The following is a 20,516-nucleotide window of genomic DNA, read 5'->3' on the forward strand; positions in this document are numbered from 1 at the left end:
ACCCATGAGCTTCGGCGCCGATGAAGAAATCCTTCAGGATTTCCTTGTAGAGGCCGGCGAAATTTTAGAGCAACTGTCCGAACAACTGGTCGAGCTGGAAAGCCGACCGGATGATGCGAACCTGCTCAATGCAATTTTTCGCGGTTTTCACACTGTAAAAGGGGGCGCCGGCTTCCTCCAGCTCCATGAGCTGGTGGAGTGCTGCCACATCGCCGAGAACGTGTTCGACATCCTGCGCAAGGGTGAGCGTCACGTTGATTCGGAGCTGATGGACGTGATTCTCGAAGCGCTGGATGCGGTCAACGGCATGTTCAGCGAAGTTCGCGAACGTGCCCCGATCACCGCAGCCACCCCGGAACTGCTGGCCGCCCTGGCGCGTCTGGCGGAACCTGCCGACACCGCGGCCGCGCCGGTGGTGGAAGCGGCTCCGGAGCCTGTGGTCGAAGCCGAAGCGGATGTCACCGACAGCGAGTTCGAGCAACTGCTCGACTCCCTCAATGCGGTCAAGGCCGAAGCCGAAGCGCCGCAAGCGGTCGCTGCAGTGGCCGCGCCCGCCGCGCCGACCGGCGAAGACATTACCGACGCAGAATTCGAATCCCTGCTCGATCAGTTGCACGGCAAGGGCCAGTTCGCTGCCGACGCCGTTGCACCTGCGGCTGAGGCGCAAGCACCTGCGAGTGCCTCGCAAGTTCCGGCAGCCACCGCCGCCGCCGGCACCGACATTACCGACGACGAATTCGAAGCGTTGCTCGACCAGTTGCATGGCAAGGGCTCCTTTGCGGCCGATGCCTTGCCGGAAGTCGCCGCAACTGCTGCCGCACCGGCTGCTGCCGCACCGGCTGCTGCCGCTGCCGCACCTGCCGGCGACGGGCTGATTTCCGATCACGAATTCGAAGCCCTGCTCGACGAATTGCACGGCAAGGGCAAGTTCGCCGAAGTGGCCGCTGGCGCTGCGGCGACGGCAGCCCCGGTGGCGGCCAAACCGGCACCGGCCAAAGCCGCGGCACCTGCTGCCGCCAAGCCGGCCCCGGCCCCGGCCGCCGCCGCTCCTGCCGCTGCCGCGCGTGCCCCGGCCGCCGCCGCGGCCGACAAGCCTGCCAGCGAAGCCGAAACCACGGTGCGTGTGGATACCGCGCGCCTGGACGACATCATGAACATGGTCGGCGAACTGGTGCTGGTGCGTAACCGCCTGGTGCGCCTGGGCCTGAACAGTGGTGACGAAGCCATGCAGAAGGCCGTGTCGAACCTCGACGTGGTCACTGCCGACCTGCAGACCGCGGTGATGAAGACGCGGATGCAGCCGATCAAGAAAGTCTTCGGTCGCTTCCCGCGCCTGGTTCGTGACCTGGCTCGCCAGCTCAAGAAAGAAATCAACCTGGAACTGGTGGGTGAAGAAACCGACCTCGACAAAAACCTTGTCGAGGCCCTGGCCGACCCGCTGGTCCACTTGGTGCGCAACGCCGTCGACCACGGCGTGGAAACCCCGGAAGAACGCGAAGCTGCGGGCAAGTCCCGTAACGGCAAGGTGATTCTGGCGGCGGAACAAGAGGGTGACCATATCCTGCTGTCGATCACCGATGACGGCAAAGGCATGGACCCGGCGATCCTGCGCGGTATCGCCGTCAAGCGTGGCGTGATGGACAAGGATGCCGCCGACCGCTTGACCGAGACCGAGTGCTACAACCTGATTTTCGCGCCGGGCTTCTCGACCAAGACCGAGATTTCCGACGTGTCGGGCCGTGGCGTGGGCATGGACGTGGTGAAAACCAAGATCAGCCAGCTCAACGGTTCGATCAATATCTACTCGACCAAGGGCCTGGGCTCGAAGATCGTCATCAAGGTGCCGTTGACCCTGGCGATCATGCCGACCCTGATGGTGATGCTGGGCAACCAGGCCTTCGCCTTCCCGCTGGTCAACGTCAACGAGATCTTCCACCTCGACCTGTCGCGCACCAACGTGGTGGACGGCCAGGAAGTGGTGATCGTGCGCGACAAGGCGTTGCCACTGTTCTACCTCAAGCGCTGGCTGGTCGCCTCGGCCGCCCATGAAGAGCAGCGCGAAGGCCATGTGGTGATTCTCTCCGTGGGCACCCAGCGCATCGGCTTTGTCGTCGATCAACTGGTCGGCCAGGAAGAAGTGGTCATCAAGCCTTTGGGCAAAATGCTGCAGGGAACCCCGGGCATGTCGGGTGCGACCATCACCGGTGACGGTCGTATCGCATTGATTCTCGATGTTCCGAGCATGCTCAAGCGTTACGCCGCACGGCGTATTTGATTCTGGTGGGGCAGGGCGGTATTGCCTGCCCCGCCTAACGGAGTGTTTATGGTAGTCAAGGTCCTGGTGGTGGACGATTCGGGTTTCTTCCGCCGCCGCGTCTCGGAAATTCTTTCCGCCGATCCAACGATCCAGGTGGTCGGCACGGCCACCAACGGTAAAGAGGCGATTGATCAAGCCATTGCGTTGAAGCCGGACGTGATCACCATGGACTACGAGATGCCGATGATGGATGGCATCACCGCAGTCCGACACATCATGCAGCGCTGTCCGACCCCGGTGTTGATGTTCTCCTCGCTGACCCACGAAGGCGCCCGGGTCACCCTGGATGCGCTGGACGCCGGTGCGGTGGACTTCCTGCCGAAGAATTTCGAAGACATCTCGCGCAACCCCGAGAAGGTCAAGCAGATGCTGTGCGAGAAGGTCCACAGCATTTCGCGCAGCAACCGTCGCAGCCTGTTCAGCGCCCCGGCGCCTGCGCCGGTCGCGGCTCCGGCGGCGCCCACCAGCACGGCGTTCGGCCGCCCGGCGCCGGCAGCGGTTGCCCGGCCTGCCGCGGCCCCCGCGCGAGCACCTGCGCCAAGCGCCCATTCGCCGGCGCCGAAACGCAAGGCCTACAAGCTGGTTGCCATTGGTACTTCGACCGGCGGCCCGGTTGCCCTGCAACGGGTCTTGACCCAACTGCCGGCCAACTTCCCGGCGCCGATCGTGCTGATCCAGCACATGCCCGCCGCGTTCACCAAGGCCTTTGCCGAGCGCCTGGACAAGCTGTGCCGCATCAGCGTCAAGGAAGCCGAGGATGGCGACATCCTGCGTCCTGGCCTGGCGCTGCTGGCGCCTGGGGGCAAGCAGATGATGGTCGATGGCCGTGGCGCGATCAAAATCCTGCCGGGCGATGAGCGCCTCAACTACAAACCCTGCGTGGATATCACCTTCGGTTCGGCAGCCAAGTCCTACGGCGACAAAGTTCTGGCGGTGGTGCTCACCGGCATGGGCGCCGACGGTCGCGAAGGCGCGCGCCTGCTCAAGCAGGGCGGCAGTGCGATCTGGGCCCAGGACGAAGCCAGTTGCGTGATTTATGGCATGCCGATGGCCATCGTCAAGGCTGAGCTGGCCGACGCGATCTACAGCCTGGACGATATCGGCAGGCATTTGGTGGAGGCCTGCCTCTGATGGATGTACTGAGTCTGATCGGTATCACCATGGCGTTTGTCGCGATCATCGGCGGCAACTACCTCGAAGGCGGGCACCTCGGCGCCCTGGCCAACGGCCCGGCGGCGCTGATCGTGATCGGTGGCACCGTGGGCGCGGCATTGCTGCAGTCGCCCTTGAGTTCGTTCAAGCGTGCCATGCAGATCCTGATCTGGATTATTTTCCCGCCGCGCGTCGACCTGGCCGGCGGCATCGACCGCGTGGTCAACTGGAGCCTCACCGCACGCAAGGAAGGCCTGCTGGGCCTGGAAGGCGTGGCCGATGCCGAGCCCGACAGCTACGCGCGCAAAGGCCTGCAATTGCTGGTGGACGGCGCCGAGCCGGAGGCGATCCGCAGCATCCTGGAAGTGGATTTCTACACCCAGGAAAGCCGCGATATCAACGCCGCCAAAGTCTTTGAAAGCATGGGCGGCTACGCGCCGACCATCGGCATCATCGGCGCGGTGATGGGCCTGATCCATGTGATGGGCAACCTCGCCGATCCGTCGCAACTGGGCAGCGGCATTGCCGTGGCGTTTGTCGCCACCATCTACGGTGTGGCGAGTGCCAACCTGGTGCTGTTGCCGGTGGCCAGCAAGCTCAAGTCGATTGCCCTGCGCCAGTCGCGTTACCGTGAAATGTTGCTCGAAGGCATCCTGTCGATTGCCGAGGGCGAGAACCCGCGCTCCATCGAATTGAAGCTCCAGGGCTTCATGGATTGATGTACATGAAACGTGTAGGAGCGAGCTTGTTCGCGAAAATCGTCACCGATGACGCGGGCATTTTGGATGAACGCGTTGCTCTCGGATTTTTCGCGAGCAAGCTCGCTCCTGCAGGTGATTCGTTTTGCGGAGGTAATCGTCTGTGAGCCGTCGCCGTCGCGAGCCTGAAGAACACGTCAACCATGAACGCTGGCTGGTGTCCTACGCGGACTTCATCACCTTGCTGTTCGCGTTTTTCGTGGTGATGTACTCCATCTCGTCGATCAACGAAGGCAAGTACAAAGTCATTTCCCAAGCGCTGATCGGCGTGTTCAACGACGCCGATCGTTCGCTCAAGCCGATCCCGATCGGCGAAGAGCGGCCCAAGACCGTGACCCCGGCCAAGCCGCTGGTCAACGACAGCGATGAGACCTCCGCCGGCATGGGCGGCACCGGCGACCCGCTGAAAAGCATCGCCGACGATATCAGCGCCGCGTTCGGCGACCTGATCAGCTCCAACCAGATGACCGTGCGCGGCAATGAGTTGTGGGTGGAGATCGAGCTCAATTCGAGCCTGCTGTTCGCCAGCGCCGATGCCATGCCCAGCGACCAGGCGTTCACCATCATCGACAAGGTGGCGGCGATCCTCAAGCCGTTTGAAAACCCGATCCACGTCGAAGGCTTTACCGACAATATCCCCATCAGTACCGCGCAGTACCCGACCAACTGGGAGCTGTCGTCGGCCCGGGCGGCCAGCATCGTGCGGATGCTCGCGATGCAGGGCGTGAACCCCGGTCGCCTGGCGTCGGTCGGCTACGGCGAGTTCCAGCCGGTAGCCAATAACGCCACGGCGGAAGGCCGCGCCCGCAACCGCCGGGTGGTGCTGGTGGTCTCGCGCAACCTGGATGTGCGCCGCAGCCTGACCGGCACCGGCACGGCAAATGCAACCCCGGACGCGGCATTGAAGCGGGCTGGCACACAAACTGCACCGGCCCTTGCAAAGCCGCCGGTACGGCAAAGCTCCGTCAATTCTCCGTCACCGGCTCAATAACCTATGCACTGTCTCGGTCGCGCCTGTGCCCGCCGGGAGGAATCAACCGAATGAGAGTCTGGGCAGTTGCCAATCAAAAAGGTGGAGTCGGCAAGACCACCACCTCCATCGCCTTAGCCGGCTTGCTGGCCGAGGCGGGCAAGCGCGTGGTCGTGGTCGACCTGGACCCCCACGGCTCGATGACCAGCTATTTCGGCTACGACCCGGACGCGCTGGAGCACAGCTGCTACGACCTGTTCCTGCACAAGGGCAGCGTGCCGAGCGATCTGCCCGGGCAACTGCTGCTGCCCACCAGCAATGAAAGCATTTCCCTGCTGCCGTCGAGCACCGCCCTGGCCACCCTTGAGCGCCAGTCGCCGGGGCAGAGCGGCCTGGGCCTGGTGATCGCCAAGACCCTGGCGCAACTGTGGCAGGACTTCGACTACGCGATCATCGACAGCCCGCCGTTGCTCGGCGTGCTGATGGTCAACGCCCTGGCGGCCAGCCAGCAGCTGGTGATCCCGGTGCAGACCGAGCACCTCGCGGTCAAGGGCCTGGAACGCATGGTCAGCACCCTGGCGATGATCAACCGCTCACGCAAACAGGCGCTGCCGTTCAGCATCGTGCCGACGTTGTTCGATCGCCGCACCCAAGCGTCCCTCGGCACCTTGCGCGTACTGCGCGATGCCTACCCGGACACCATCTGGCAAGGCTATATCCCGGTGGACACGCGCCTGCGCGACGCCAGCCGCGCCGGCCTGACCCCTTCGCAGTTCGACGGTAAAAGTCGCGGCGTGCTGGCGTACCGCGCGCTGCTCAAGCACCTGCTGTCGCAACAGCTTGTGGCGCAGGTGGCGTGATGAACCGTCCTGTCGAACTCAAGGTCAAGACGCGGCCGCAACTGGCACTGGAATCCTACCTGGATGCCCTGCTGCAGGACGCGACCGAGGAAGAACTGCCGGAACCGCTGCTGGTCCTCGAACCCGCCGTAGACGCACAAAGCACACTGGATGAATTCCAGTTGGCGGTGCTGGAAGAACAGGCGCGTGATGCGCAGGTGATGGTGCCGAGTCCACCGGTCGTGGTTGCGCCTGTAGTGGTTGCGCCTGTGCCGGTCGCACCCGTGGTGGTCGAGCCGGTGGTTGAAGTCCACCTGCCGCCGAGCATCACGCCGCCGCCGGTCACCGGCGACGGCCGCCCGGCGTGGGCCGCCGAGCCGTTCGAATGCCTGCTGTTCGACGTCGCCGGGTTGACCCTGGCGGTGCCGCTGGTGTGCCTGGGCTCGATCTATTCCCTGGAAGGCCAGGAGCTGACACCGCTGTTCGGGCAACCGGAGTGGTTCCTTGGCATCCTGCCCAGCCAGGCCGGCAACCTCAAGGTGCTGGACACCGCGCGCTGGGTGATGCCCGACCGCTACCGCGATGATTTCCGCCAGGGCTTGCAATACGTGATTTCGGTGCAAGGCTACGAGTGGGGGCTGGCCGTGCATCAAGTCAGCCGCTCGTTGCGCCTGGACCCGAATGAAATCAAATGGCGCAGCCAACGGGGCCAGCGCCCTTGGTTGGCGGGCACCGTGATCGAACACATGTGCGCGTTGCTCGACGTCGCCGAACTGGCCGAGTTGATCGCCAGCGGTGCGGTCAAGTCGATGCCGGGCCAGCAACGCAGTTAATTGAACAAGATCGGCCGCACGGTTGTGCGGCCAAAGAAGCACACACGCCGTGTCCAACGGCATTTGAAGGGGTCAGGGGTATGAATAAGTCAGCGTCCGCACAAGGTTTGGATGATCCGATCCTGCAATGGGTTACCTTCAAACTGGACAACGAGTCCTACGGCATCAACGTCATGCGCGTGCAGGAAGTGCTGCGCTACACCGAAATCGCTCCGGTTCCGGGTGCGCCAAGCTACGTGCTGGGCATCATCAACCTGCGCGGCAACGTGGTGACGGTGATCGACACCCGCCAGCGTTTCGGTCTGATACCGACCGAAGTCAACGACAACACCCGCATCGTCATCATCGAGGCCGACAAGCAAGTGGTCGGGATCATGGTCGACAGCGTGGCCGAAGTGGTTTACCTGCGCCAATCGGAAGTGGAAACCGCGCCGAACGTGGGTAACGAAGAGTCGGCCAAGTTCATCCAGGGCGTCTGCAACAAGAACGGCGAACTGCTGATTCTGGTCGAGCTGGACAAAATGATGAGCGAAGAAGAATGGTCGGATCTGGAGAACATCTGATTGTTCCTTGAAGCAGCGGTGATCGTCCTGGCCCTGTTGTGGGCCGGGACGTTGGCGTTTTTGCTGCGCTATGTGCGCCAGCAACGCGAGTGGGCGGTGCAACAGGCCGAACGCGATGCCGTGCGTGATCGGCGCGTGGTCGAGTTGGCCAAGCGCGTCGATCACTTCCAGCAAAGTGCGGTGCGGGTCGGGGATGAGGTGCATGAACTGCGCGCGATCCTCGGGCCGTTGCCGGACAAGCTGGCGCAGATTGAACAGCGCGATCCGTCCAGCCTGTCTTTTGCCCAGGCGGCGAAGCTGGTCGGCATGGGCGCGACCGTGGATGAGCTGACGCAGTCGTGCGGCTTGACCCAGGCTGAGGCGCAGTTGATGAGCAAGTTGCACAAAAGCTGATTGCGCGCTGATGGGTATCTAGCGATCCAACTGTAGGCGCTGGCTTGCCCGCGCTTACAGGAAAGCAGCCTGGCGTCGCCCCTGGCCAATTAAATTGCAAACCCGATGGCTTTTTTTATCTCCTCAAGGGTCAACATCCTTCAAGCACCTTTGACCCCAGGAGAACGCCCCCCATGACCACCCACAAAGCCCTGTTGATCCTCCACGGCAAGCAAGCCCTCAACGAGGACGTGCGCGCTGCGGTGCTGGCTCGGCGTGAGCAGGGCTGGGAGCTGGCGGTGCGGGTGACGTGGGAGGGCGGCGACGCGCAGCGGCTGGTCAACGAGGCCCTGGACGGCGGGTACACGCACATCATTGCCGGCGGCGGTGACGGCACCTTGCGCGATGTGGCCGAGGCGATGGCCCAGGCCGGGACCGACGCGAGCCTGGTGCTGATGCCGTTGGGCACCGCCAATGATTTTGCCCGCGCCGCCGGTGTGCCGCTGCAGCCCGACCAGGCCCTGGCGTTGCTGGATGTGCCGGCCAGGGCGATCGACCTCGGCCGCGTCGGCGGGCAAGTATTCCTCAACATGGCCACCGGCGGCTTCGGCAGCCAGGTCACCGCCAATACCTCCGAAGAACTGAAGAAAGTGCTGGGCGGCGCGGCCTATCTGTTCACCGGCTTGTCGCGCTTCAGTGAGTTGAAGGCCGCGTATGGCGAGCTGGAAGGCCCGGATTTCCATTGGAAAGGCGAGCTGCTCGCGCTGGGCATCGGCAATGGCCGCCAGGCGGGCGGTGGGCATGTGCTGTGTCCCGACGCACTGGCGGACGATGGGCTGCTGGACATCAGCATTTTGCCGGCCCCCCAGGAAGTGGTCGGCACCCTGCGTGAACTGATGAACAATGGCTGGGGCCTGGACACCATGTTTGTCCGCGCGCGCCTGCCGTGGGTCAAGATCAAGGTCGCGCAAGGTTTGTATATCAACCTGGATGGCGAACCGCTGCAAGGCGATGACCTGCATTTCGAGGTCGTGCCCAAGGCCCTGCGCGTCCACCTGCCGCCGGGTTCGCCCTTAGTCGTCCAGGCTGATGATCTGCTCGCGCACGGCAAATAACACCAGGCCCGCCACATCGAAAATCTGCAGGCGCTTCATGATTTGCGAGCGATGGGCTTCCACGGTCTTGATGCTCAACCCGAGGCCGTGGGCGATTTCCCGGGTGGATTTGCCACGCACCACCAGGCGCAGGATTTCCAACTGGCGAGCGGTGAGGTTGTGGTTGTGGACGACCGGGGAGGACGGGGCCTGATTGCGTACCAGCGCCTGGCTGATCACGGTGTGGGCAATCGCCGGGCTCAGGTAGCGCTCGTCATTGCTCAGCGCCAGCAGTGCCTGCTCCAGTTCGTTGGCGCTGGTGTCCTTGAGCAGGTAGCCATGGGCGCCGGCCTCCAGGGCTCGCATGATCAGCTCCGGGTCGGTGTGCATCGACAGGATCAGCACCTTGCTCTTGGGGTAGGCCGTCTTGAGCTGGTGCAACGCATCCAGGCCGCCGGTGTGTTTCATCGACAGGTCCAGCAGCACGATATCCGGCAGCAGGGCGCTGAATGTTTCCAGCACCTGCGCGCCATCGCTGGCTTCGCCAATCACCGTGTAGCCGGGAATGTCCAGGACCAGCGCGCGGACGCCGGCCCTGATCAGTGCGTGGTCATCCACCAGGAGTAAAGTGCGGGTCACTCGAGAACCTTCAGGGGACTGGCCCGTTCGAGGGCGCGCGGCGCCCAGGGGAAAAGCGCGTCGATCCGGGTGCCTTTGCCTGGCTGGCTGCTGACGGACAAGGTGCCTCCCAGTTGATCAATCCGCTCGGACATGCCCGCCATGCCCCGTTGGCCTTCCAGGCCTGGGTTGCTGGCGGGCGAAAAGCCCTGGCCGTCATCACTGATAAACAGCGACAGGCCCTGGGGCAGGCGTTGCAGGCGAACCAGCAGGTTTTGCGCCTGGGCATGGCGCAGCATGTTGGTCACCGCTTCCTGGGTGATGCGAAAAGCGGCCACGGCCATTTCTTCGGGAATGCCGGTCAGCCGTTGCTGGCATTCCAGGCTCCAATGAATCGAGGTGTTTCCCAGGGTCTTGAGCAGGTGCGCGCGCAGGCTGGCTTCCAGGCCGAGGCTGGCCAACTGACGCGGGTTGAGAATGGCGGACACGTCGCGCACCTTGGCCAAGGTCTCGTTCAGGGTGTTGCACAGCACTGTGCATTGGCCCTGCAGGTCTTCCGGCAGGCGGCGCTTGAGCCATTCGCTTTGCAGCTTGGCGGCGGTGAGCAATTGGCCGATATCGTCGTGCAGCTCACGGCTGAGGCGGTGCCGCTCGTTTTCCTGGACTTGCAACAGGCGATCGGCCAGTTCCTGGGGCTGGAACTTGATCGATTTACGTGAGCTCCACTGGCGCAGGCCCATCAGCACCAGGGTGGCCACGTTGATCAGCAACACCATCAATGGCAAGGGCGCGGAGTGAGCGTAGGCCCACAGCCCCAGCAGCAGTGAGCACAGGCACAACACGAGAACCAGTCGACGGGCATTGCTGCGGGAAGCGGATTTGACGAGGAGTGACTTGAGGCTGGCGTACATAGCGGATGCTTTTCACGTTTTATGCATCATGACGTTAGGTCACTTCGAGGGCGGCATGGTAACACTTTGCTTACCGTTGGTCGCCAGGCGTCATTTGCACGGAGTGGGGGCATGCCTATTAAGAATAGTTATATGTTGGCGGTTGTTTTGTATGGGTTGGCTTTATAGCGCGGGCAACTTGGTTGTCGCCACTTATTGCAGGACACATTAGTTATTCTTGTCGTTTTTGGGCAAGACGCTGGATGAAAGCGACACCTTAGCGGTTAACGGCGCAGTCTTTCATGAAACATGGTGCAGACGCTGCTGAGGCTTGTTGGCGAAGTCCTTTTGCGGGATCTGGAGAGTGACCGTCGCAATCAGTGAAGTTTGTTCACTTTCGTCCAAACTCAATTCACCGGTGCGGGTGTCGATCAGCTCCAGTTGCCACGCCAGTAATGTCAGACAATTGTGCAAGGCATCGAGGGCCTGATCGTGCAGTTGCAGCGGGTTCGCCGCGTTGGCAATCAGGTACTGGATATGCCGCGAAAACTCGCTGATCGCCCGCAGCGCCAGGTCGTCGGCCTTTTCGGCGAGCGTCGCGAGGCTGAAGTTCATGCAGTCGATGGCATCGCTGTCGTTACGAATCAAATGCAGATGGCTCAGGCACTCCTCCGACTTGTTCAGCAGCTTTTCGGCCTCGAGCAAGAATTCGGGAAGTGCAGCTTGCCACTCGTTCGCGCTATTCATCATGCAAGTCTCCGCAACATAAGGTCGGGTGATGAGATGTCGCACTGCGTGAATAGCGTAAAACTACCGCTGAAAGATGACTGAAATCTGTAGGGCGCTTCTGAGACTTTAGTAGGACGTTTATTTGAATGGTCATGCGAGGCGCACACTGCCCTCGTCATCGGGGCCGATTGCGCAACTTCGATTGCCGACAGGTGAGTGTCTTGAAGACCCGTGGGCCGTGGGCTTGCGATGGCAAACAAAAGCCTGACTCCATTCATGCAATGAGAATGGCGTCACATTAATGGCAATTAGATATCGCGAATATCAGGTTGGGCCTGATTGTGCCTAGGGGAATCCCTTATATAGCGGAACCTTGCGTCGATGTGAGTGTCGCGCAATGTCGCTATTCTGCCGAATTAAGAGGCCAGCGAAGTAAAGCATGATGTCAGTGTGACATCAATGGATTTACGTGGCATTTTACAGGGGTCAAGGTCTGGCGCTTGCCGCCGATAACAAGCCTAGTGAACTGCATAATCCCTTAGCGCGACTTGCGCGCATATCAGGAGCTTTTTAATGGCCGGCATTCTCGACACCGTAGATCAACGCACGCAATTGGTGGGTGAGAATCGCCTGGAGATTCTCATGTTTCGCCTGGCCGGGCGGCAGCTGTTCGCGATCAACGTGTTCAAGGTGCAGGAGGTCTTGCAACTGCCCAAGCTGACCCTGATGCCTCAGCGCCACCCGTTTGTGTGCGGCGTGGTCAACCTGCGCGGCCAGACCCTGCCGGTGATCGACCTGTCCCAGGCCATCGGCATGCGCCCGCTGGTGCCGGGGCCCAACAGCACCATCATCGTCACCGAGTACAACCGCTCGGTGCAGGCGTTCCTGGTGGGCGGCGTCGATCGCATCGTCAACATGAACTGGGAAGCCATCCTGCCGCCGCCGACCAGCGCCGGGCGCCAGCACTACCTCACGGCCATCAGCAAGGTCGATGACCAGTTGGTAGAAATCATCGACGTGGAAAAAGTCCTCGCCGAGATCGTGCCATACAACGCCAAGGTCTCCCGCGATAAACTCGATGACCCGATACTGGAGCGCGCCCGTGGCCGTGAAGTGCTGCTGGTGGACGACTCCAATGTCGCGCTGTCGCAGTTGCGCGACACCCTGGGCCAGTTGGGCGTGAAGATGCACATCGCCAGTGACGGCCTCAAGGCGCTGAACATGCTCAAGGCCTGGGCCGACAGCGGCCAGGTGATGACCGACAAATTGCTGATGATCTTCACCGACGCCGAAATGCCTGAGATGGACGGCTACCGCCTGACCACCGAGATCCGCAATGACCCACGCCTGCGTGAGCTGTACGTGGTGCTGCACACCTCGCTGTCGGGCAGTTTCAACGAGTCAATGGTGAAGAAGGTCGGGTGCGATAACTTCCTGTCCAAATTCCAGCCGGACAAGCTGGTGGATGTGGTGCGTCAGCGACTGATGCTGGACGAAGCGTCGGCTTGACCTTAGGGTGACGGTTTTGCCCCTCAGGAATGCAGGCTCATGCTCCGTCTCAGCGCGCTGTACCGTTACCCTTTGAAATCCGGCAAGGCCGAAACGTTGCAGCAGATCGGCCTGGACAAGCTCGGGTTGGATGGCGATCGACGCTGGATGCTGGTGGACGAAGCCAGCGGGCGTTTCTTGACGCAGCGCGCCGTGGCGACGATGAGCCAGCTGTCGGCCCTGTGGAACCGCAGCGGTGGCCTGACCCTCAGTTCGCCTGGCTACGCAGCGCTGGACGTGGTGTTGCCCGGCAGCGAGGCTGAACTGCGCGGTGTGACCATCTGGCGCGACACCTTGCGCGTGCCGGATGCGGGCGATGCCGCCGCCGCCTGGGTCAGCGACTTTATCGGCAAGCCGACGCGGCTGGTCCACATCCCCCTGGAGCGCGCGCGAACCACACAAGCCGGTTATGGCAAGGACGATGATCAGGTCGCGTTCGCCGACGGTTACCCGTTGCTGCTGATCGGCCAGGCCTCCCTGGACGACCTGTCCCGGCACGTCGGTCGGCCCATGGAAATGCTGCGCTTTCGCCCCAACCTGGTGATCGACGGTGGCGATGCGTTCGCCGAAGACGGCTGGAAACGCCTGCGCATCGGCGATGTCGAGTTTCGCGTGGTCAAGCCGTGCTCACGCTGCATTCTGACCACCATCGACCCGCAGACCGGCGAGCGCAGTGCCGACCGCGAACCGTTCGTGACGCTGGAGGCCTATCGCAAGACCGAAGACGGCGCGATGTTCGGCCAGAACTTGGTCAACGATGGCGTGGGCCGCCTGGAAGTGGGCATGCCGGTGACTGTCCTCGAATAATACGCCCCCATAAAAAAAACGCCCGTCTCCTGCGAGACGGGCATTTTTTTCGCGCGCGGGAATTGCTTAGCCGCGGTATTCGCACAGGTAAGCGGTGTCCACGGCGACCTTCAGTTGGAACTTGCTGTTGGCCGGAACGTGGAACAGGCTGCCGGCGGCGAAGGTTTCCCAGGTGCTGCTGTCGGGCAGCTTGACGGTCAGGGCGCCGGATACCACGTGCATGATCTCACGCTGGGCAGTGCCGAATTCGTATTCACCCGGGGCCATGACGCCGATGGTCGCCGGACCTTCTGCGGTGCCGAAAGCGATCGACTTGACGGTGCCGTCGAAGTACTCGTTGACTTTAAACATGGGCGAATCCTCGGAAAAAGGGTCTGGAAAGGTCGGCCAGTATGCCCAAGGGCAAGGGAGCTGCCTAGACCGGCAAAATCAGCGGTAACAGGCGTGCGGTGTTGCGCGCATCTTCCAGCGCCCGGTGTTGCTGGCCATTGAACTGCATCCCCGCCAATTGCAGGGCGCTATTGAGCCCCGTTGGCTTGTCCAGGCGCCGGGCCTTGGCGAAGCGTTGCTTGAGGTTGATATGGGGCGTTTGGGCCAGCGCGCTGCTCAGGCCATGGCGCTGCCACTCCAGCTCGAGCTGCTGGCGATCATAGTCGCCCCAGCTGGCCCAACCTTCCAGGTGTGCCTGATGCTGGCCCAGCCAGCGCTCGAACAGCGCCCACACATCACCGAAAGGCGCGGCGCTGTCCATGTTCGCCTGGCTGATATGGGTCAGCTTGCGGCAGAAGGGCGTCAGCAATGGACGCCGCTGCGGTCGCACAAAACGCTGGAAATGATCCAACTCGCGGCCCTGGCGGTTGACCAGGCTTGCGCCGATCTCGATGACTTCCATCTCCGTCACGGGCCAGCCGCCGTCATCCGTTGTGGCTTCAAGGTCAATAATCAGCCAATGAGGCATCGTGCAGATTCCCGTACTCTTCCCGTCCTGATGGGGATAGAGCGTAGCCCGGCCGCGTAGTTCCGCCCAGGCTTTATTCGATCTCCAGCAACACCTGGCGATTGCGCACCTGATCGCCGGCCATGACCTGCACGGCCTTGACCACACCGTCGATGCCGGCCTTCAGCGGATGCTCCATTTTCATCGCTTCGAGCACCAGCAGCAGTTGCCCCTGGGTGACGCGTTCACCGGCGCGCACGCGCACATCGACGATGGCGCCGTCCATCGGCGCCTCGACCCTGCCGCCGCCGGCCGGGGGCTGGCGGTTGGCAACGTGGTGGGTGCGGTTGGTCACGCTCACGCCCGGTAGCCACAGCTGGGTACCGTCGAGGTGGTAGGCACTGCGGCGGCGGATGCCGTTGATCACTGCGGTGGCCCAGCGGCCGTCGCTGCTGAGGTGGCGGATGTCGATGCCGTTGGCCTGCAGGTGATGGTCGGCGAGGACGCTGACCGTGATGTCCTGGACCGCATCGTCGACGGCCAACTGATAGCTCCACGGCACGTCAGCGCCGTTGCGCCACCCCGATAAGGCCGGGGCATGGGCCTGAGCGCTGTGTTGATAAAACAGCGCGGCAGCCAGGGCCAGCTGTTCGGCGGATGCGCGGGGGCGGCGGATCTCGCTGAAGTGTTCGGCGATCAACGCGGTGCTGAAATCGCCGTGGATAAACTTCGGGTGCTTGAGCAGGACGGTCAACAGTTGCTGGTTGCTCGCCACGCCCAGCAGCACCGTGTCCTCCACGGCGCGCAGCAGCTTGCGCCGCGCCTCCTCGCGGGTGGCGCCATGGGCGACGATCTTGCCGAGCAGCGGGTCATAGAACGGGCTGATGCGCTGACCTTCGAGAACGCCGTGGTCGACCCGCACGCCCGCGGCCGGTTCCCAGCGCAGCACCGCACCGGTTTGCGGCAGAAAGCCCTGGGCCGGGTCTTCGGCGTACAGGCGCACTTCCATGGCGTGGCCGCTGAGGCTGACCTGCGCTTGCTGTAACGGCAGCGGTTGGCCGGCGGCAATTTGCAGTTGCCAGTCGACCAGATCGAGGCCGCTGATCAGTTCGGTGACCGGGTGTTCGACTTGCAGGCGAGTGTTCATCTCCAGGAAGTAGAACCGGCCGTCGCGGTCGAGCAGGAACTCCACCGTGCCTGCGCCGACGTAATTCACCGCACGCCCGGCCTTGAGCGCCGCCTCGCCCATGGCCTGGCGCAGGGCCGGGGTCATCACCGGGCAGGGCGCTTCTTCAATGATTTTCTGATGGCGGCGCTGGACCGAGCAGTCGCGTTCGCCGAGGTGGATCAGGTTGCCGTGGCTGTCGCCGAACAGCTGGATTTCGACGTGGCGCGGCTCGATCAGCGCCTGTTCCAGGATCAGTTCGTCGCTGCCGAACGCATTCAGGGCTTCGGAGCGGGCGCTGCGCAGTTGCTCTTGCAGGTGTTCGCGCTGATGCACCAGGCGCATACCTCGGCCGCCGCCGCCGGCACTGGCCTTGATCATCAGCGGGAAGCCGATGCGTTCAGCTTCTATTTGCAACGTGGCGTCGTCCTGGGCGCTGCCTTGGTAGCCGGCGACGCACGGGACACCGGCCTCGAGCATGGCGAGTTTGGACCGGCGCTTGCTGCCCATCAGTTCGATGGCCTCGACGCTGGGGCCGATGAAGGTCAGCCCGGCGTTTATGCAGGCGCGGGCGAAATCGGGGTTTTCAGAGAGAAAGCCATAACCGGGGTGGACCGCGTCGGCACCCGTGCGTTGAGCTGCGCTGAGAATCGCCGGGATATTCAGGTAGGACTGCTGCACCGGTGCCGGGCCGATATTCACGGCTTCGTCGGCCATCTGCACGTGCGCGGCCTGGGCGTCGGCGTCGCTGTAGACCGCTACGGTGCGGTAGCCCAAGGCCTGGGCGGTGCGCTGGATGCGGCAGGCGATTTCGCCGCGGTTGGCGATCAGGATCTTGTTCATTCGGCCCACCGTGGCTTGCGCTGTTGCACAAAGGCCTGGGTGCCTTCGATCCCTTCTTCGCCCGTCGCCGCCTCGGCGAACCACGCGGCGGCCTGATCCAGCAATGGCCCCAGCGGTTGCTCCGCGCTGGCCAGCAGCAAGGCCTTGGTCCGCCCATTCGCCCCCGGCGCGCAACGCAATACCTGGCCCAGCACTTCATCCAGGCGTTCGGCCAACGCCTGCGGATCACGCTCGACAAAATGCACCACGCCCAAGCGCTCAGCCTCGACCCCGTCGAACCGCGCCGCCGTCAGCGCCAGCCGGCGCGCGTGCGTCAGACCGATGCGCTTGACCACAAACGGCGCGATCTGCGCCGGCAGCAAGCCCAGGCTGGTCTCGGGCAAGCCGAACTGCGCGTGGTGATCGGCCAGCGCAATATCACTGACGCACGCCAAACCAAAGCCACCGCCCAGCACCGCGCCTTGCAGCACCACGATCACCACTTGGGGCACGGCTTCAACTTCCTCCAGCAAGGTGCCGAACGCGCGGTTCAGCGTCTGCAATTGCGCCTTGTCGCTGGCGCCGAGCAGGTCTTTCACATCCGCCCCGGCACAGAAATGCCCGGCCGCGCCGCTGATCACCAGCGCGCGCACCTGATCGTCCAACTGCGCCAGCACCGCGCGCAGTTCATTGACCATCTCCAGGCTCATCGCGTTGCGGCTTTGCGGACGGTTGAGGGTGATGTGCAGCACACCGTTATGAGGTTCGAGCAGCAGGGTGTTCATGGTTTTTTCCCCGGCAAGGTGCCCATCAGTTTGCAGATGATGCCCAGCATGATTTCGTCGGCGCCGCCGCCAATCGACACCAGGCGCATATCGCGATAGGCGCGGGCCACCGGGTTGTCCCACATAAAGCCCATGCCGCCCCAGTATTGCAGGCAACTGTCGCTGACTTCGCGGCCCAGCCGCCCGGCCTTGAGCTTGGCCATGGAGGCCAGGCGCGTCACGTCCTGGCCTTTGATGTACTGCTCGGTGGCCTGGTAGACCAGGGCGCGCAGGCATTCGATTTCGGTGGCCAGTTCGGCCAGGCGAAAGTGAATCACCTGATTGTCGATCAGCGCTTTGCCGAAGGTCTGGCGCTCCTTGCAGTATTCGATCGTGCTGTCGATGCAGGACTCCAGGCCCTTGATCATATTGGCCGCGCCAAACAGGCGTTCTTCCTGGAATTGCAGCATCTGCATCATGAACCCCGCACCTTCATGGCCGATGCGGTTGCGTTGCGGCACACGCACGCCGTCGAAGAACACCTGGGCGGTCTCGGAGCTGTGCATGCCGAGTTTTTCCAAGGGCGGGCTGACGCTGATCCCCGGTGTGTTCATCGGCACCATGATCAGCGACTTGTTGAGGTGCGGCTTGTCGTCGGAGGTGTTGGCCAGCAGGCACATGAAGTCGGCGCTCGGCGAGTTGGTGATCCACATTTTGCTGCCGTCGATCACGTAGTCGTCGCCGTCCTTGCGTGCCTGGGTCTTCAGCCCGGCCACATCGGAACCGGCGCCGGCTTCCGAGACGCCGATGCAACCGACTTGCGCACCGCTGATGGCCGGGCGCAGGAATTCTTCGCGCAGTGCGTCGCAGCCGAAGCGGGCGAGGGCGGGGGTACACATGTCGGTCTGTACGCCGATGGACATGGGGATGCCGCCGCAGCGGATGCTGCCGAATTCTTCGGCGGCGACGATGGAGTAGCTGTAGTCCAGGCCCATGCCGCCGAATTGTTCGGGTTTGGAGATGCCCAGCAGGCCGAGGTCGCCGGCCTTGCGCAAGATATCGTGGATGGGGAAGCGACCGGCTTTTTCCCATTCGTCGACGTGGGGGTTGATCTCGCGGTCGACGAAGGTGCGGACGGTGCGGCGCAGTGCTTGGTGTTCCTGGGTGAAGATCATTTTTTATTGTTCTCCGTGTGGGCGTTCTTCGGGTGTGCATGGCTCCGTCTGTGGGAGCTGGTTTGCTGGCGGTCCTACAGCGGGTAGATATCCAATGGGCTCACCTCGCTCCAAATGTGGGAGGGGGCTTGCCCCCGATGGCGGCCTCTGGGCTGACCATTTTTTTGGGTTGAGTACATATCCGTTTCTTTGGTAACGGCTGCTATGGGTTCCGCTCTTACAGCGGGTCACTTTTGGAAAAGAGCCCCAAAAGTAACCAAAAGGGCTCTTGCCCCACCACTCGGCACCTCGCCTAGGCTCGGTGTGCCCGAACGCAGGCTTGAATCCGTGGGCCGCCGTCATGGGCCATCCATGGCCCAGGACGGCTAACCCGGCGTCCTGCCGGGTTACCCACGGATTCAAGCCTGCGTTCGGCCAGCGTGGTTTGACGGGGCGCCTAAGATCAAGATCAAGATCAAGATCAAGATCAAAAGCAGAGCAAAAGCAGGGTTTTGTTGTCTTGATGACTTTAGAGCCGTGCTACGCCAAAGCTGTTCGGTTGCAACGTCCGCATGTCGGCTTCCTGGCAAATATCCAGTAGGAACCCCAATAACGTGCGGGTATCCCGTGGGTCGATCAGGCCGTCATCCCATAGGTTTGCACTGCCGTACAGTGCGGTGGATTGGCTGTCGAGTTTTTGTGCGGTGACTTGTTCCAGCATGTCGAGCATCTTGGGGTCGGGGGTCAGGCCGTCTTTCCGTTGTTTGGCTTCGGTGACGATGCGCAGCACTTTGCCGGCCTGGGCGCCGCCCATCACGGCGGTGCGGCTGTTGGGCCAGGCGAAGATGAAGCGCGGGTCGAGGCCGCGGCCGCACATGGCGTAGTTGCCGGCGCCGTAGGAGCCGCCGACCACCACGGTGAGTTTGGGCACACGGGCATTGGCCACCGCCTGGATCATCTTCGCGCCGTGCTTGATCACGCCTTGCTGTTCCGCCTCGGTGCCGACCATAAAGCCGGTGGTGTTGTGCAGGAACAGCAGCGGCGTGCGGCTCTGGTCGCACAGTTGGATGAATTGCGCGGCCTTGCTGGCGCCCTTGGGCGTGATCGGGCCGTTATTGCCGATCACGCCGACGGCGCGGCCCTGGATGTGCAGGTGGCCGCACACGGTATGTGCGTCGAACTCGCCCTTGAACTCGAGGAAGTTCGAACCGTCGGCCAGGCGTGCGAGGATTTCGCGGACGTCGTAGGGTTTTTTCGGGTCGTCGGGGATCAGCCCGAGCAGTTCGTCGATGGGGTACAGCGGCTCGGCATACGTGCGTTTGGGCATCGACGGCAGGCGCTCGTTCCACGGCAGCAGGCTGACGATCTCGCGCACGATCCGCACCCCGTCGGCATCGTTTTCCGCCAGGTATTCCGCGGTGCCGGCGATTTGCGCGTGCATCTCGGCGCCGCCCAGTGCTTCATCGGTGGCGACTTCGCCGGTCGCGGCCTTGAGCAGCGGTGGGCCGGCCAGGAACAGCTTGGCCTTGCCGCGCACCACCACCACGTAATCCGACAGCCCCGGCTGATACGCGCCGCCCGCCGTGGCCGAGCCGTGGACCACGGTGATCTGCGGCAAGCCCATGGCCGACATGCGCGCCTGGTTGGCGAAGCTGCGCGCGCCTTCGACGAAAATCTCCGCCGCGTAGTTGAGGTTGGCGCCGCCGCTTTCGGCGAGGGTCACCACCGGCAGTTGGTTTTCCATCGCGATCTGTTGCAGGCGCAGGGATTTCTTCAGGCCCGTGGGGGAAATGGTGCCGCCCTTGATCGCGCTGTTATTCGCCACCACCAGCACGCGCACGCCGCTGACGTAACCGATGCCGGCGATCAACCCGCCGCCGGCGGCGCTGCCGTCCTTGTCGTCATGGAGTTTGTAGCCGGCCAGGCTGGCCAGTTCCAGGAACGGCGCGCCAGGGTCCAGCAGCAGGTTGAGGCGTTCACGCGGCAGCAATTGCCCGCGTTTGTCGAACTTGGGCTTGGCTTCCAGCGCCTTGCTCAACAGGTTCTGCTCCAACAGGCGCAGTTGCTGCAGGCTCGCCAGCAGCGCTTCGCGGTTGCGCACGAAGTCTGGGCTGTGGGCGTCGATCAGGGTTTCGATCACCGGCATGGTTTATGACTCCCCTTTGAGGACATCCGGCAGGTCGG

Annotated in this window: 21 protein-coding genes; 12 read left to right on the forward strand and 9 right to left on the reverse strand. The window is 63.0% G+C overall.

The genetic code is table 11. The features are described 5' to 3' along the window. The first annotated feature begins 4 nt into the window (after positions 1 to 4). The 10 genes from C5F70_RS03210 (at position 5) to yegS (ending at position 8,919) form a co-directional block, all read left to right on the forward strand. Entirely contained in the window at positions 5 to 2,275 is a 2,271-nt protein-coding gene (locus tag C5F70_RS03210) for a chemotaxis protein CheA (protein ID WP_104902712.1), read from the forward strand. A gap of 48 nt (positions 2,276 to 2,323) precedes the next feature. Next, complete coding sequence (locus C5F70_RS03215) at positions 2,324 to 3,448, forward strand: chemotaxis response regulator protein-glutamate methylesterase (protein ID WP_017849386.1); 1,125 nt, start codon at positions 2,324 to 2,326, stop codon at positions 3,446 to 3,448. Further along, positions 3,448 to 4,188, forward strand: a complete 741-nt coding sequence (locus tag C5F70_RS03220) for a flagellar motor protein (protein ID WP_017849387.1) — start codon at positions 3,448 to 3,450, stop codon at positions 4,186 to 4,188. The genes C5F70_RS03215 and C5F70_RS03220 overlap by 1 nt, the downstream gene beginning before the upstream one ends. Positions 4,189 to 4,193: 5 nt before the next feature. Then, complete coding sequence (locus tag C5F70_RS30470; RefSeq protein WP_158683834.1) at positions 4,194 to 4,334, forward strand: hypothetical protein; 141 nt, start codon at positions 4,194 to 4,196, stop codon at positions 4,332 to 4,334. Beyond that, positions 4,331 to 5,218, forward strand: coding sequence for a flagellar motor protein MotD (gene motD / locus C5F70_RS03225; RefSeq protein ID WP_017849389.1), 888 nt, complete (start codon positions 4,331 to 4,333; stop codon positions 5,216 to 5,218). The genes C5F70_RS30470 and motD overlap by 4 nt, the downstream gene beginning before the upstream one ends. Before the next feature lie 50 nt (positions 5,219 to 5,268). Further along, positions 5,269 to 6,057 (forward strand): ParA family protein, encoded by a 789-nt coding sequence (locus C5F70_RS03230; RefSeq protein WP_017849390.1) that lies wholly within the window; start codon positions 5,269 to 5,271, stop codon positions 6,055 to 6,057. Further along, on the forward strand, positions 6,057 to 6,869 hold the full coding sequence (locus tag C5F70_RS03235) for a CheW domain-containing protein (protein WP_017849391.1): 813 nt from the start codon (positions 6,057 to 6,059) through the stop codon (positions 6,867 to 6,869). Before C5F70_RS03230 ends, C5F70_RS03235 begins: the two co-directional genes overlap by 1 nt. Positions 6,870 to 6,949: 80 nt before the next feature. Then, entirely contained in the window at positions 6,950 to 7,432 is a 483-nt protein-coding gene (locus C5F70_RS03240; RefSeq protein ID WP_017849392.1) for a chemotaxis protein CheW, read from the forward strand. After that, positions 7,433 to 7,825, forward strand: coding sequence for a DUF2802 domain-containing protein (locus C5F70_RS03245; protein ID WP_046484827.1), 393 nt, complete (start codon positions 7,433 to 7,435; stop codon positions 7,823 to 7,825). A 173-nt stretch (positions 7,826 to 7,998) separates the two neighbouring features. Further along, a complete protein-coding gene (yegS, locus tag C5F70_RS03250; RefSeq protein WP_046382530.1) occupies positions 7,999 to 8,919 on the forward strand; it encodes a lipid kinase YegS in 921 nt (306 codons plus the stop codon). Here the strand turns inward: yegS and C5F70_RS03255 are convergent. From C5F70_RS03255 to C5F70_RS03265, 3 genes are all read right to left on the reverse strand, one after another. Continuing rightward, complete coding sequence (locus tag C5F70_RS03255) at positions 8,878 to 9,537, reverse strand: response regulator transcription factor (protein ID WP_017849395.1); 660 nt, start codon at positions 9,535 to 9,537, stop codon at positions 8,878 to 8,880. The genes yegS and C5F70_RS03255 overlap by 42 nt on opposite strands. Beyond that, positions 9,534 to 10,427, reverse strand: coding sequence for a sensor histidine kinase (locus C5F70_RS03260; protein WP_017849396.1), 894 nt, complete (start codon positions 10,425 to 10,427; stop codon positions 9,534 to 9,536). Before C5F70_RS03260 ends, C5F70_RS03255 begins: the two co-directional genes overlap by 4 nt. A gap of 279 nt (positions 10,428 to 10,706) precedes the next feature. Further along, complete coding sequence (locus C5F70_RS03265; RefSeq protein ID WP_173677847.1) at positions 10,707 to 11,156, reverse strand: hypothetical protein; 450 nt, start codon at positions 11,154 to 11,156, stop codon at positions 10,707 to 10,709. A gap of 552 nt (positions 11,157 to 11,708) precedes the next feature. Here C5F70_RS03265 and C5F70_RS03270 point away from each other — a divergent pair. Both C5F70_RS03270 and C5F70_RS03275 read left to right on the forward strand, forming a co-directional pair. Next, positions 11,709 to 12,644 carry a chemotaxis protein CheV gene (locus tag C5F70_RS03270; RefSeq protein ID WP_017849398.1) on the forward strand — a complete coding sequence of 312 codons (936 nt, stop codon included), beginning with the start codon at positions 11,709 to 11,711 and terminating at the stop codon, positions 12,642 to 12,644. Positions 12,645 to 12,683: 39 nt separating this feature from the next. Continuing rightward, positions 12,684 to 13,490, forward strand: a complete 807-nt coding sequence (locus tag C5F70_RS03275) for an MOSC domain-containing protein (protein ID WP_104902713.1) — start codon at positions 12,684 to 12,686, stop codon at positions 13,488 to 13,490. A 66-nt stretch (positions 13,491 to 13,556) separates the two neighbouring features. Here the strand turns inward: C5F70_RS03275 and C5F70_RS03280 are convergent, their stop codons facing one another. The 6 genes from C5F70_RS03280 to atuC form a co-directional block, all read right to left on the reverse strand. Next, a complete protein-coding gene (locus C5F70_RS03280) occupies positions 13,557 to 13,841 on the reverse strand; it encodes a pyrimidine/purine nucleoside phosphorylase (RefSeq protein WP_017849400.1) in 285 nt (94 codons plus the stop codon). A 64-nt stretch (positions 13,842 to 13,905) separates the two neighbouring features. After that, positions 13,906 to 14,448, reverse strand: coding sequence for an exonuclease domain-containing protein (locus C5F70_RS03285; protein WP_017849401.1), 543 nt, complete (start codon positions 14,446 to 14,448; stop codon positions 13,906 to 13,908). 73 nt (positions 14,449 to 14,521) lie between these two features. After that, the gene (locus C5F70_RS03290; protein WP_371920058.1) at positions 14,522 to 16,435 is read right to left on the reverse strand and encodes an acetyl-CoA carboxylase biotin carboxylase subunit; all 1,914 of its coding nucleotides are present in this window, start codon (positions 16,433 to 16,435) and stop codon (positions 14,522 to 14,524) included. Next, a complete protein-coding gene (locus C5F70_RS03295) occupies positions 16,432 to 17,199 on the reverse strand; it encodes an enoyl-CoA hydratase/isomerase family protein (RefSeq protein ID WP_104902715.1) in 768 nt (255 codons plus the stop codon). The genes C5F70_RS03290 and C5F70_RS03295 overlap by 4 nt, the downstream gene beginning before the upstream one ends. Next, positions 17,196 to 18,353 carry a citronellyl-CoA dehydrogenase gene (atuD, locus tag C5F70_RS03300; RefSeq protein WP_102619013.1) on the reverse strand — a complete coding sequence of 386 codons (1,158 nt, stop codon included), beginning with the start codon at positions 18,351 to 18,353 and terminating at the stop codon, positions 17,196 to 17,198. The genes C5F70_RS03295 and atuD overlap by 4 nt, the downstream gene beginning before the upstream one ends. Before the next feature lie 508 nt (positions 18,354 to 18,861). Further along, positions 18,862 to 20,478, reverse strand: coding sequence for a geranyl-CoA carboxylase subunit beta (gene atuC / locus C5F70_RS03310; protein WP_104902716.1), 1,617 nt, complete (start codon positions 20,476 to 20,478; stop codon positions 18,862 to 18,864). Between the last annotated feature and the right edge of the window lie 38 nt (positions 20,479 to 20,516).

Origin of the sequence: Pseudomonas sp. LH1G9 (assembly GCF_002949975.1) — a bacterium.
Taxonomy (GTDB): domain Bacteria; phylum Pseudomonadota; class Gammaproteobacteria; order Pseudomonadales; family Pseudomonadaceae; genus Aquipseudomonas; species Aquipseudomonas veronii.